Source organism: Clostridia bacterium (genome assembly GCA_035561135.1).
In the GTDB taxonomy this organism is placed as follows: Bacteria; Acidobacteriota; Terriglobia; order Terriglobales; family Acidobacteriaceae; genus DATMYA01.
Genome location: DATMYA010000079.1, coordinates 65,029 through 78,549, shown reverse-complemented (window position 1 = coordinate 78,549; position 13,521 = coordinate 65,029). Strand labels below are relative to the sequence as shown.

At 56.9% G+C, this 13,521-nt stretch carries 9 protein-coding genes; all 9 read left to right on the top strand.

Features of this window, described 5'->3' with window-relative positions:
* Positions 1-14 precede the first annotated feature (14 nt).
* The 9 genes from VN622_16165 to VN622_16125 all read left to right on the top strand — a co-directional run bounded on the left by VN622_16165 (position 15) and on the right by VN622_16125 (position 13,479).
* Complete coding sequence (locus VN622_16165) at positions 15-1,592, top strand: hypothetical protein (protein HWR37397.1); 1,578 nt, start codon at positions 15-17, stop codon at positions 1,590-1,592.
* 185 nt (positions 1,593-1,777) lie between these two features.
* Entirely contained in the window at positions 1,778-2,446 is a 669-nt protein-coding gene (locus VN622_16160) for a response regulator transcription factor (protein HWR37396.1), read from the top strand.
* A 1-nt stretch (position 2,447) separates the two neighbouring features.
* Positions 2,448-3,866 carry an ATP-binding protein gene (locus tag VN622_16155; GenBank protein HWR37395.1) on the top strand — a complete coding sequence of 473 codons (1,419 nt, stop codon included), beginning with the start codon at positions 2,448-2,450 and terminating at the stop codon, positions 3,864-3,866.
* Positions 3,867-3,924: 58 nt separating this feature from the next.
* Positions 3,925-5,250 carry a TolC family protein gene (locus VN622_16150; GenBank protein ID HWR37394.1) on the top strand — a complete coding sequence of 442 codons (1,326 nt, stop codon included), beginning with the start codon at positions 3,925-3,927 and terminating at the stop codon, positions 5,248-5,250.
* A gap of 2 nt (positions 5,251-5,252) precedes the next feature.
* A complete protein-coding gene (locus tag VN622_16145) occupies positions 5,253-6,527 on the top strand; it encodes an efflux RND transporter periplasmic adaptor subunit (GenBank protein HWR37393.1) in 1,275 nt (424 codons plus the stop codon).
* A 3-nt stretch (positions 6,528-6,530) separates the two neighbouring features.
* Positions 6,531-9,674 (top strand): efflux RND transporter permease subunit, encoded by a 3,144-nt coding sequence (locus tag VN622_16140; GenBank protein ID HWR37392.1) that lies wholly within the window; start codon positions 6,531-6,533, stop codon positions 9,672-9,674.
* A 2-nt stretch (positions 9,675-9,676) separates the two neighbouring features.
* Entirely contained in the window at positions 9,677-10,684 is a 1,008-nt protein-coding gene (locus tag VN622_16135) for a YncE family protein (protein ID HWR37391.1), read from the top strand.
* A 415-nt stretch (positions 10,685-11,099) separates the two neighbouring features.
* Complete coding sequence (locus tag VN622_16130; GenBank protein HWR37390.1) at positions 11,100-11,588, top strand: RNA polymerase sigma factor; 489 nt, start codon at positions 11,100-11,102, stop codon at positions 11,586-11,588.
* A gap of 445 nt (positions 11,589-12,033) precedes the next feature.
* Positions 12,034-13,479: a hypothetical protein gene (locus tag VN622_16125; GenBank protein HWR37389.1), complete on the top strand. Its 1,446-nt coding sequence runs from the start codon at positions 12,034-12,036 to the stop codon at positions 13,477-13,479.
* Positions 13,480-13,521: the final 42 nt, after the last annotated feature.

The window sequence follows — 13,521 nt, the reverse complement described above, 5'->3', positions numbered from 1 at the left end:
TCGGGAGAATAGTCATGCCCAACGCCTCGAAGATAGCGGTGTCTACGCGAATCTTCGCACTTGCCCTACTAGCGGCTTCCATTCCCATGTTGTTGCTCCCGGAAACTGCCTTTGCGGACGACAGCATTTGGGTTCGCTCCAAGGGCAAAGGACAGATGATCTACAAAGAACTGCCCAAGGGCGACAGAATTCCTGACTTTTCTCACGCCGGCTACATGGGTGGCGGAGTCGCAATTCCAGATGTGCCAGTAAAGAAGACATTGATCCCGTCCGGGGCAGACGACACCGCGTCCATTCAGGAAGCGCTGGACGAAATTGGCAAGATGGACCTGGTAAACGGCGCTCGAGGAGCACTGTTGCTGGCGCCTGGAGTTTTTCATTGCAGCAAAACCATTGTCTTGCAGCACAGCGGTGTGGTGTTGCGAGGGTCGGGTTCCATGAGCACTATCCTGGAACTCACCGGGCCGCCACATCTAGGGCTCAGCGCTCGTGGAGCAAATGATGTCCAGACGGTCGGGTCGCCCGTTCCGATTGTTGATGATTACGTGCCCGCGGGCTCTAGCTCGTTCCGCGTCAAGGATCCAAGCGCGTTCGGTGCAGGTGACGCGATCCAGATCATCCGCCCTGTTACAGATGCGTGGATTCGCTTTATGGGAATGCACGACTTGAAGCGGAACGGCAAAAAGCAAACCTGGGTCTCTGGCGACATCAGGACGGAACGTGTTATCAATCGCATTTCCGGCAATACGGTATATGTTGACGTGCCGCTTACCGACTCTTTTGACTCGGAGTATCTCGGGGTCGAAGGAACGAAGGTCGTCAAGGTCATACGTTCCGGGCTGATTTCCCAGGTAGGAATCGAAAACCTGCGCCTCATTGCTCCACCTCAGAAGATCAGTCTTAACCAGCCGCAGTACAGTGCGATCACAATGAGGGGGGCTGTTGACTCATGGCTGCGTGACATCGAAGTCGTCGATACCACGAATGGAGTATCGGTAGGAGAGGGGACGAAGCGCGTCACGGTTGAGCGCGTCAGTGTAATTCAGAACGTCGCTATCGTGGGTGGCGCCAAACCTGCCGACTTCGCCGTCTCAGGGTCGCAAGTTCTTTTCAATCGCTGCTCAGGAAAAGGCGATGCCACCTTTTACTTTGCAACTCAGGCCAAGGTTCAAGGGCCGAACGTTATTCTGAACTGCACATTTCACGGCAATGGCCGGATTCAACCCCATCAGCGCTGGGCCACCGGTCTGCTTATCGACAGCTGCAACCTTCCAGATGGCGGCATCGACCTACAGAATCGCGGAGAGATGGGGTCGGGCCATGGATGGTCTATCGGCTGGAGCGTGGCATGGAACAATAAGGCGCAATCATTCGTCATCCAACAGCCACCCGGCTCCATGAACTGGTCCATTGGCAACAGAGGCGAGGAGAGAAAAATTCCTATGCCGACCTTTGGATCTCCTAAACAAACGGAGACGCTTCCTCAGGGGATTGTCGAGTCGCCCGGCAAGCCAGTTCAACCCAATAGTCTTTATCTCGAACAATTGTTACGGCGCCTTGGATCACAGGCGCTCAAGAACATCGGATACTGACCAACAGGTTTAATGAAGACCCCATCTCCTAACCCGCGAGATGGGGTTTTCGTTTGCGGCCGGAAACCTAACTGCTCTCCGGAAATCTGCCATCAGTACCTTCAAAGTAGGTGCGACAATCGAAGCCAACGCCGATGCCGAAGTAGGTTCGCGACCGCCCTATTGGGGTGGCATACACTTGTGACATGCGAGTGCTTGTAATCGAGGACGAGAAACGGCTCGCCGACAACATTGCATGCAGCCTGCGCGAAAGTGCCGGCTACGCAGTTGATTGTGCATACGACGGCGAAGAAGGCGCCTACATGGCGGGGTCAAACCCATACGATTTGGTGGTTCTCGACCTCATGCTACCGCGCCTCGACGGCAAAGCAGTGCTACGCCGTTTGCGCTTGGCGGGCAACACCACGCCTGTTCTTATCCTTACTGCACGAGACGATCGCGAGTCGGTGATCGAGTTGCTTAACGCCGGCGCTGACGACTACGTTTCGAAGCCATTTGATCTCGGGGAGTTGATCGCCCGTGCCAAAGCGCTGATCCGGCGAGGTAAGGGACAGTGCACCGCAATGCTTCGTGCTCAGGATGTCACAATCGATACGGTAGCTCGACGGGTGTCACGGCGAGGCAAGCCGATTACTCTCTCAGCCATGGAATACCGGGTGCTCGAATACCTCGCGCATCGCAAAGGGGCGATCGTCTCCAAGACCGAATTGCTGGAGCACCTTTATGATTTCAATTGGGAACGCTTTAGCAACGTTATTGAAGTTTATATTTCCGGTCTCCGCCGGAAACTGGAAGACAAGAACGGTGAGTTGATTCAGACTTCGCGTGGACAGGGATATTTATTGAAGGAATAGCATGGTGAAGCTTTCCATTACGCGGCGCTTGATCGTCTCAGTACTGCTGACGCAGTTGGTGCTGACGATTGCCGTCGTAACGCTTGCTTCATTCCTTACATGGCGGCAACTCCGTAAATCTTTTGACGCTGCCCTGCAAGGACGCGCGATGAGTGTCGCAGCGCTTGTCCGGTTCTCGGAAGATGCAAGGCCTCGGCTCATGTTTGATGCGAGCCAAGTGCCTCCCCCGCTCGATGGCGAGCATCCCGACCTTTTCGAGATTGTAGGGGCAGGCGGAGAGCGGATTGCAGCTTCGCCAAACTTGCCTGCCGATTTTCCGGGAACAGCACCCAGCGAGCGTAGCTACTGGAATCTGCGGCATGGCGACGATCCATACCGCGTAATACGCCTGAACAACACTCCGGTGCTGGATCGTGAAGGGCCGGATACGACGACGACCGCGACGATCACGGTTACGTATGCAGCTTCTACGGAAGACATGCTTGAGCGTGTCTGGACCATAGCGCTGCTAACGTGTTTCGGCAGCCTTGCGCTACTGGCGATCTCGACGGCGGTAACGGTCTGGGCAGTGCGAAGGGGACTGTCGCCGCTGGCTGCGCTAACCGCCAGTGCGGGACGAGTGAGCGCTGAGACCTGGAAGCTGGATGCCTCACAACAGGCGCGGTCGACGGAAGAACTGCTGCCTCTGACTGAGGCGATGGACGGAATGCTGGCCGGCCTTCAGCAGGCATTCACGTCACAGCGAGAATTCGTGGCGAACGCGGCGCACGAATTGAAGACCCCAATCGCAGTTCTCAAGTCCACGCTGCAATTGCTAATTCAGCGGCCACGGACAGCGGACGAATATCGCGCCCAGGTGGAGATCGCACTCGAGGATGTCGCACGCCTTGAGACACTCACCCACTCCATGCTGCGCCTGGCCAGGGCGGAAGAAGTACAGACGAGCAATCGGAGACATGATCTGCCGCTGGTCGACGTCGCAATGACTTGCGAAGAGAGTGCGGGACGATTACGTGCTGTCGCTGACAATAGGTCAGTTCGCATCGAGGTGAAGTCGCAAGGTTCACCCAGGCTTCACGCGGATCCCGAAGACCTGGAGATGATCTGGAATAACCTGCTGGAGAATGCGGTCCGTTATAGCCCAACGGATTCCGCGGTGATCGCGTGCATATCCATTGATGGCCAGTACGCGCAAGTCGAGATCCGAGACTGCGGTTCGGGAATTCCAACTTCAGACCTGCAGAACATCTTCAATCGTTTTCATCGGGCCGACGCATCTCGTTCGCGAGAGACCGGCGGCTACGGTCTGGGCTTGGCCATTGTCAAAGCGATGGTCGATGCGTACGGCGGAACGATCAGTGCCGAAAGTGGTGACGGAAACGGCACCAGGATGTGTGTGCGTCTCCCTATTCAGTCCTGAATTCAGCTTCGCTTCAGCCAACACCTGCAATGCTTAAGGCTTTCTGTACGAGGTCCTTGTGCATCGAAATGTTGCGCTTGTAATCGTAATCTCCCTCTCCTGGTGGGCTTGGCCGCAGAACGGCGTAGTAAGTGCCAGCTCCGGTTCCCCGCCCACGCAATCCCCCATAAGCCTTACGCTCGACGATGCTATCCGCCTCGCAAAAGCGAACGCGCCACAATTTCGAGCGGCCTTGACTGAATCGAGGCTGGCGCGAGAAGAACGTGTGCAAGCGCAGGCGGCAATGTTGCCCAATGCGTCGTTCACGACCGGAGCCATTTACACGCAGCCCAACGGCACTCCCACCGGTGCTTTCGTGGGAGCGAACTCAGTCCGTGAATATGTCAGCCAGGGATTGGTCCACGAGGGGCTGAGTTTCTCGTCTGTTGCGGACTTCCGCCGCGCGCGTTCGATGGAGGCCTTGGCCCGGGCTAAAGCGGAAGTTGCCATCCGCGGACTGGTCACAACCGTGGTGAAAGACTTCTACGTCGTTGTCGTGGCAGCGCGCAAGGTGCATAACGCGCAGCTTGCGTCGGAGGAAGCACGGCGCTTCGTCAACCTCAGTCAACAACTCGAACGCGGAGGTGAGGTGGCGCACTCTGACGTGATCAAGGCGCAGCTCCAGTCCAACGAACGCGAACGCGATGTGCAGGAAGCCCGGCTCGCAGAGCAAAAGGCGCGGCTCGAACTCGCAGTTCTTATTTTTCCCAACTTTCTGCGCGAGTACCAGTTAGTGGATGACTTGCGGCAATTGCCCACGCTCCCGGAATTTGCACACGTGCAGAACCTGGCATCGCACAACAATCCGGATCTGACGGCTGCCGTAGCCGCACTGAGAGCGTCGCAGCAAGAAGTCAATGCGGCAATTGGCGGACATCTCCCGTCGCTGTCTCTCAATTACTTCTACGGCATTGATGCGAACCAATACGCAACCCGCGCTCCCGACGGTGTCCGGAACCTCGGCTATCAAATATCGGCAACCCTGGAACTGCCGATTTTCAATTGGGGAGTGACACAGAGCAAGGTTCGACAGGCGCAGTTGCGCCACGACCAGGCGCGAGTGGAACTGAGTGCGGCACAACGTCAGGCCCTGGCCAACCTCCAGCAGTTCTATGACGAGGCACAAACGGCACGCTCGCAAATCGATCTGTTGCGGCAGTCCGCCGAGCTTGCCGAGGAAAGCCTTCGCCTCACGAGGTTGCGGTACCGGGATGGCGAAGCAACAGCGCTGGAATCAGTCGATGCGCAGAACATGCTCGTGCAGGCCCGCAACAATTACGACGATGGATCTGTTCGATACCGTGTGGCAATCGCAAGTCTGCAAACTCTTACGGGGAGCTTCTAACCATGCGCATAAAGATTGCCGGACCTGCAATTCTGGTTCTGTGTATCGCGGCGGCCGCCGCGCTCTTCGGTTGCGGCAAGAAGGAAACTGAAAAGGAGCCGGTCGTCACCGTTCAGACCGCGGTCGCGCAGAAGACGTCGCTTGAGCAGGTGGTCACTACAGAGGCTGTGCTTTACCCGAAAAGCCAAGCGGCTATCACGCCGAAAGTGGCTTCACCTGTGAGGCGATACTTCGTGACGCGTGGTACGCGCGTCCGCAAAGGGCAGCTTCTTGCGATACTCGAGAACCGCGATATCGCTGCTGCGGTGACGGAAAATAAAGGCGCCCTCGAGCAGGCGCAGGCAGCCTTTGAAACCACCACACGCGCAACGCTCCCGGAAGACCTCAACAAAGCGGAGCTGGACGCAAGGGCCGCTCGCGAATCGTACAGCGCGCAACAAAAGCTTTACGACAGTCGTCAGGAACTCTTCAAACAGGGAGCATTGCCGCGCAAGGATATTGACCAGGCTGGCGTCGCGCTTGTTCAGGCACGGGCGCAGTCAGAAGTGGCGGAACAGCACCTCGCTTCCATGCATGCAGTAGGCAAGCAGCAGGCTGCGAAGTCGGCGGCGGGCCAACTGGCTTCCGCACAAGGCAAGTACCAGGGCGCTGCGGCGCAACTGAGCTACACGGAAATACGCAGTCCCATCGACGGAGTTGTTACTGACCGCCCAAACTACAACGGCGAGATGCCTGCGCAAGGTACGGCGCTCCTGACCCTTATGGACACTTCAACGGTAATCGCGCGCGCACACATTCCACAGGACCAGGTCGCCATGTTGAGGCCCGGCGACGCCGCGACAATCTCGACCTCCGCTGGAGAAACTCCCGCGAAGGTCACGGTCGTGAGCCCGGCCCTCGATCCCGGGAGTACGACCGTGGAGGTCTGGATTGAGGCCGCAAACAAGGCAAGCGCTCTTCGTCCGGGATCGACCGTACAGGTGCGCATCAAAGCACGAACCATCGAGAACGCAATCACTATCCCAGCTTCCGCGCTGCTCAAGACTCCGGAAGGAACGATGACGGTCATGGTGGTCGGAAAAGACAGTCGGGCACATCAGACCGAAGTCGAAGCCGGTGTGCGAAGTGGTGAGATCCTGCAAATCGTCAAGGGGCTCAATGCCGGAGAGACCGTGGTGACGACCGGCGCTTATGGGCTTCCTGATAACACACAGGTAAAGTCCGAGGCGACCGGGCAACAAGCAAACATTGGCACCCCTGCAGGCGAGAAGGACTGAGCGATGTCGATACCCGATCTCCTGCATCGCATTCGCGCTTCCAGCCCGGGCGACGAGCGCTACTGGTACACGCGGTTCGCGAAATCGATCATCTTCCTCACCGTAGTGCTCGCCGTGGCCGGAAGCTACGTGGCCTTCACAATCCCGATCTCCGTATTCCCCCAGACTGATTTCCCGCGCGTGGTGATCGGTGTTGATAACGGCGTGATGCCGATCGACCAAATGATGGTAACGATCACGCGCCCCATCGAGGAATCCGTCAACAGCGTCCCGGGCCTCCAGTCTGTCCGATCCATCACGAGTAGGGGCGATGCTGAAATAGACCTGTTCTTCGATTGGCGAACCGACATGGTCGAAACGTTGCAGCACGTTGACGCCGCACTTGCAGGTGTTCGTGCCGAGCTTCCGGCAACGGCAACGATCCAGACTCATCGATTGACCTTCGCCAGCTTTCCGATTCTCGGCTATAGCCTGACATCCGATAGTGTTCCGCAAACGCAACTCTGGGAGACTGCCAACTACGACCTGAAGCCGCGTCTCAACCGCCTGAACGGAGTGGCAAGCGTGGTTGTGCAAGGAGGCCAGCAGCCGGAATTTCACATTACACCCAGTCCGGCGAAGCTACTGGCTGCCAGTATCACTGTTAGTGATTTGCTGGATGCGGTGCGACGGACGAACCTGATCGACTCGCCTGGCCTGATCGAACAAAACCACCAGCTTTACCTGACGTTGATCAACGGCCAGGTGCGCGATCCTGAACAGCTCGCCAAAGTTGTGGTCAAGGTAACGCCCGCTGGCGTGCCGGTGCGAATCGGAGATGTCGCATCAGTCGAGCGCAGTATCAAACCGCTCTACACGGCCGTCACGGCGAACGGAAAACCTGCCGTGCTGCTCAACGTGATACGGCAGCCCGACAGCAATACTGTGGATGTGGCGAATGCCGTACACGCCGAAATCGAACGAATTCGACAGTCTTTGCCGCGCGGTATCCAGCTTCAGCCCTTCTACGATCAGTCAGAAATTGTCACGGAATCCATCAAGAGCGTTCGCGATGCCATTCTCATCGGGATCGTGCTGGCCTCGCTCATCATGGTGCTTTTCCTGCGGGACTGGGGAACTTCGATCGTTGCGGGGATGGTCATCCCCGTCACGGTGCTCATTACCTTCATCGCGTTGAAACTCCTGGGTCAGAGCTTCAATCTGATGACGCTTGGCGGACTCGCAGCGGCGGTAGGGCTCGTCATCGATGACGCCATCGTTGTCGTGGAAAATGTCGCTCTTCACCGAGACGCCGGGCAGGGCCGTCTCGAGGCTATTCGCAGCGCGCTGTCCGAAATCAGTGTTCCCTTGGTAGGCTCGACGATTACGCCGATCGTCGTCTTCTTGCCGCTCATTGCGATCACCGGCGTTACAGGATTGTTCTTCCGGGCATTGGCAATCACGGTGTCAGTCTCGCTGCTCACGTCCCTCGTGCTGGCGCTTACCTGGACGCCAACGCTCAGCCAGTACTTCATCGGGCGACGAGCCGCGAATTCATCTACCCGGCTGCTAACCAAAGCGCAGATCGAATCTGCAGAAGAAGCGTCCTTGTCACGCAATTACCGCCGGATGCTCGATTTCTACGAAAGATCGCTGCGATTCACGTTGGAACGCCCTCGCTGGATGGCGCTCTTTGCCGGTGTGCTTATCGTTGCCTCCTTCTTTGGCTACAAGGCGCTCGGTACGGACCTTCTGCCTCCAATGGATGAGGGCGGGTTCATCGTCGACTATCTCACGCCAGCGGGCACCTCGTTGGCCGAGACGAATCGCGTTGTTGGCCACATCGAGCAGATGATCCGGGATATACCCGAGGTTCAGGGAGCATCTCGACGCACCGGACTTGAGTTGGGTCTGGCGGCCGTGACAGAGGTGAATCGTGGCGACATTGCGGTGAAGCTGAAGCTCGATCGCAACCGCGATACCGAGGAGATCGTTTCTGAACTGCGCGCCAGGATTGCCCGAGAAGAGCCGAGGATCGACGTGGAGTTCGTGGAAGTTCTACAGGACATGATTGGGGATCTTTCCAACGAACCCGAGGACGTGTTTATCAAGATGTTTTCTAACGATGGAGCACAGTTACTCGAGTGGGCGCCAAAGGTTGGCGACGCCGTCAGCAAGGTCCCCGGAGTGGTGGATCTGCGCAACGGGATCGAAAATACGATCAGTGGGCCTGCGACCACCTTCACCGTCGATCCGCTTATCGCTTCTCGCGCCGGCTTCACCCCCGAAGAGGTTGCCACAGACGCCACTGCGCTGCTGGAGGGCGAACCCGCAGCCACGCCAGTTATCGCCAATGATCGCGCCTACACCATCCGCGTCCGCTTCCCAGACGCAAACCGTTCATCGCTGGATGCGTTGAAGAACACGCTGCTCGTCAGCGCCAGTGGACGTACCGCAACACTGGGTTCGCTAGCAACTGTTGCAGAACTTCCAGGGCAGACGGAGATCCGCAGGGAGAATCTGCAGCGCGCCGTTTCGGTTACGGCGCGTCTCGAGGGCCGAGACTTGGGCAGCGCCATCGCAGCGGTGCAGAAGACTGTCACTGACCTGAAAGTGCCGCCATCGATTCGCATTCAATATGGGGGCAAGTACGAGGAACAGCAGAAGTCGTTTCGCGACCTCATGCTCGTCCTGCTACTCGCGGTCGTGCTCGTGTTTATCGTATTGCTGTTTGAGTTCCGGACATTCGCAGCTCCAATCGCAATCCTCTCCTCGGCGCTACTGTCTACGGCAGGCGTGTTCCTTGCGTTGCTCGTCACGCGCACGACATTCAACATCGCATCTTTCATGGGGCTGATCATGGTCATCGGCATCGTCGCCAAGAACGGTATCCTCCTGCTCGATGCCGATCAGAAGTTTCGACGTGATGGCATGGCTCCGCGTGAAGCGATGATCCTTGCCGGCCGCCGTCGCCTTCGCCCGATCGTGATGACGGCAATGGCGGCAGCTGCCGGTATGCTTCCGCTCGCTCTCGCCCTCGGTGCAGGCTCGCAAATGCTGCAACCGCTAGCGATTGCCGTAATTGGCGGGATCGCCATCTCCATGGTGCTTTCGCTCATCATCACGCCAACAGTTCACTACTATCTCAGCCACCCAGAAGGGAAATGAAAATGAGAAAACTGTTCGCACTCCTCGTGCTCTCGCTTTCCGCACTCTCCCTTGCGGCGCAAGATTCCAAGCCGCTCTATGAACAAGTTGCCAAGTGGACGATTGGCGGCGAAGGTGGCTGGGACTACCTGACGCTAGACCCAGCCGGCAACCGGCTCTTCATTGCCCACAGCAACAACATCGAAGCGATCGATCTGGGAGCAGGGAAAAAGGTTGGCGAGATTCCCGCATCCGGCGCACATGGCGTCGCACTGGTTCCGGAGAAGCATCTGGGCTTCAGTACCAACGGCCGCGCCGGAACGGTTACGGTGTTCGATTCCCTAACGCTCAAGCCGCAAGCCGAGATCAAGGTTGGCGAGAACCCCGACGCCATCATCTACGACCCCAATTCGAAACACATCATCGTAATGAATGGCCGCAGCAAAGACTTGATGGCGATAGATCCTGCAACGTTAAAAGTAATCGCCACCGTTCCTCTCGGAGGGAAGTTGGAGTTCGCCGCCGCTGATGCGGGCCGCGTGTACATCAATGTTGAGGACACAGGCGAGATCGCATCAGTTGATACGAAGACTTGGAAGGCCGCGCAGCGCTGGAAACTGACCGGGTGCGACGAGCCTTCGGGACTCGCACTCGACCCAACGCTTGGTCACCTCTTTGCTGTTTGTGGAAACAAGCAGATGGTTGTCGTCGATGTAAAAAGCAGGAAGCAGATCGCTGCACTTCCGATCGGCGATGGAACGGACGCTGCGGCATTCGATCCGGTCCTGAAGCTAGCGTTCGCGTCTAATGGTGAAGGAACACTGACGATTGTCCGCCAGACGCAGGATGGAAAGTACGAAGTCGCGGGAAACGTTCCGACTGCACGTGGCGCCCGGACGATGGCGCTCGATCCCAAGTCTCACAAAATCTATTTAGCGACCGCCGATTTCGGTCCGCAGGCAGAAGGACAAAAGCGCCCGAGCATAAAGCCGGAAACATTTACGGTCTTTGTGTACGCACCGGCGAAGTAGTTTCTAAGCCAGTACCCTCTGAGAAAGCGCAGGGCCGACCGATTTTGGTCGACAGGATTTTGAGTTCGCTGCATTTGCGAAGTCTCCAACGCGTGCGAGAAGTGGGACGCAATCTTGAAGACGCAATCGACATTTTGGAGTTGGCTCCTTGGCGCAGGTGAAGAATCCGCAGCCCACGCTCTCGATTCGCCCCATTTAACGCGACCACAGGTGCACTACAAAAAAATTGTATGAACTTCCGGACTCATTCGTCTTTAAGATGAAGGCAGAGCAGCCGTTAGTAGCGTGCCCATCGAAGACTGGATGAGTATCAGTGTTGCAACCCCACGCCGACATAGTTAACGAAGATGGTACGCTGGCCCCATCGTGGCCGGTCGCGGCAAATTTGGACCCTGTGGACGATATCAGGAACACTGTGTCCGATTTGTTTCAAACACTGCGTGGGCGTGTTTATCAATACTTGCTCCTAATTCTCGGGAATCCCGCTGAAGCAGAAGAACTAACCCAGGAATGTTTTCTTCGCCTATACCAGCAGTTGCACAAGCGCAAGTCCATCGATAACGCTCGTGTTTGGCTATTCCACGTTGCTCGTAACCTGGCGCTGGACAAAAAGCGGACAGGACGATTCATAGCAGCAATCGATCCGCCAACCTGGGACAAGGTGCTTGAATTTCGGCGTGACCCTTCTCCCACGCCCGAGCAAAATCTTCTGCAAAAGGAACGGTACGAATTGGTCTGCAGCGTCCTCAAGCGCCTGAGCGATCAGGAGCAACAGGTGCTTTATTTAAGGGCAAAAGGGTTGTCCTACCGTCAGGTGGGAGAAGTGATGGCCTTGAGTATCGAGGCTGTTGCGGCACATGTTCACCGCGGACTAGGAAAGGTAAAGGCAAAGCTAAATGTTTAGCCGAAGCTATACCGCATCTGCTGACAGCCAGCATCCCTCCCCCGAGGTCCTAGTCCGCTTTCTGGACGGCCTGCTTGCGCCGACTGAGGTGCGCAGCGTCCAGACGCATCTGGACCTTTGCTGGGAATGCCGGCGAGATTGTGCCAAGTTCCAAGACGCTATTGCCGCTTACTTCGACTTTCAGCAATCTGCGTATTCCGAAGAACTCCAGCCGCCACCGCAGGACTGGAGCGGTTTTGAACTCAAACTGAACCAGCTTGAGAGGCAGCTCCAGTCCACCACCTCACATGACTCTCCGTTGCAGAAACTTCGTCGACTTCTTGATCCCTTCGAAGTCGCTGCGCAATGGCTGACGATTCGCAAACACGCCATCGCTGCCGGTTTGCTTACCGTTGTTCTGATTGCAGCCGCACTCCTGGTGCCTCCCCCGCAGCCAGTTTCGGCTATGGCCCTGCTGAGAAACGCTAGCCTCGATGAGCGTGCGGCCATTGAGCAGCCGGGCAAGGTTCTGCACCGCGTCGTCAATATGGAACAGCGCGTGGCTGCAACCGGCGATTTGATAGCGCGCCGGAGAATTGATATTTGGCAAGCCGGCAGCAAAAAAGTGGCCCACCGCGTTTACGGAGCCAACGGCGCTCTTGTTGCCGGAGAATGGACCAACTCTGACGGATCGCATGCTGTTTATCAAAACGCAAAACTGCGTTCAACACCATCAACTCCGCAGTTGAGCTTGACCGACGATGCCATTTGGCGATTTGCGCCTTCAGCGGAAACATTTGCCCATGCAGCCGGTCACCTCGAAAACGTTACCGTCGAGGAGAAACCCGGAGTCTACGTTCTCGAATTCGAAAATAGCCGGCCCGGCAATTTGCAGTATGCAAGTTTGACTCTCCGGCGTTCAGACCTACACGCGATTGAGCAGACATTACAAGTCGAGCAGGGCGGCAAGTCAGAGGTTTACCACTTCGTGGAAGCTGAGTTTGAGCGGAAGTCGGTGGACAACGTGGCAGCGAATGTCTTCGATGTCGATTCTGGCCTGGTTCCGTCATCGGCGCCTACCAAGCTTGCTCGTCTGGAGCCATCGCTCGCGCACAGCACTGCAGAGCTTGAAGTCAGTGTGCTGGAACGTCTTGACCAAGTAAATGCCCTGGTAGGGAACCAACTCACAATTAGCCAGGAGATACCAGGGACACTGCTGGTGGAAGGTGTGGTGGATACGGAGGAGCGCAAGCAAGAAGTAGTAAGCGCGCTCGCTCCGCTGGCTCCAAGTCCGGCAGTGCGACTGGCCATTCGCTCTGCAGCAGAAGCTGAAGAGCAACAGCTTAGGGCTCCATCTACGAGGCTTCACGTGCAAGAGGTGGAGGTCACGGCTGACGCGCAGAATGGTAACCCGGATATCCGCCATTACCTGGCTCAAACCGGTCGGTGGTCAGGGAAGCAACTTGAAGACGAAGTTCATCGGTTCTCCTACGACGCGTATAACCACCTCGCCGAAGCTCAACTCGAAGCCCTTGCGCTACGACAAATCGTTGAATCGCTTTCCGTGCCGGAATTCAACTCTATGAGGCCGACATCACGCCGGCAATGGCAAGCGCTCGTGAGGAGGCATGCCGAACGAACGCAGCGCGAAATCCGAGCTGTGAGAGAAAGCTTCATGCCGATTTTCTTTAATCCTACCTCCAGTAATTCCGAACCACCACTGCCAACGGATCTCAGGGATGAGGTCTTCCTGATTTCGAAGCTTGCCGCCGATGCTGACAGTGTGATCTGGCAGGCTTTGAGTTCGTCCTCAGAGGGGGCCTCCGCACGATTGAGATCTCCTCAAGTATGGGAGTCGCTGAAACTGGTGGAACAACTTACAGAAAACATACTGAATGAAGTTCAACCATGAGTACAGAAGTCACATGGAATTGTTGTTGCAGACCCAATTACA

Excerpts from the sequence above, each read along its gene's own strand:
- VN622_16165 (HWR37397.1), top strand. The coding sequence starts at position 15 with ATGCCCAACGCCTCGAAGATAGCGGTGTCTACGCGAATCTTCGCACTT.
- VN622_16160 (HWR37396.1), top strand. The coding sequence starts at position 1,778 with ATGCGAGTGCTTGTAATCGAGGACGAGAAACGGCTCGCCGACAACATT.
- VN622_16155 (HWR37395.1), top strand. The coding sequence starts at position 2,448 with ATGGTGAAGCTTTCCATTACGCGGCGCTTGATCGTCTCAGTACTGCTG.
- VN622_16145 (HWR37393.1), top strand. The coding sequence starts at position 5,253 with ATGCGCATAAAGATTGCCGGACCTGCAATTCTGGTTCTGTGTATCGCG.
- VN622_16140 (HWR37392.1), top strand. The coding sequence starts at position 6,531 with ATGTCGATACCCGATCTCCTGCATCGCATTCGCGCTTCCAGCCCGGGC.
- VN622_16135 (HWR37391.1), top strand. The coding sequence starts at position 9,677 with ATGAGAAAACTGTTCGCACTCCTCGTGCTCTCGCTTTCCGCACTCTCC.
- VN622_16125 (HWR37389.1), top strand. The coding sequence starts at position 12,034 with ATGGCCCTGCTGAGAAACGCTAGCCTCGATGAGCGTGCGGCCATTGAG.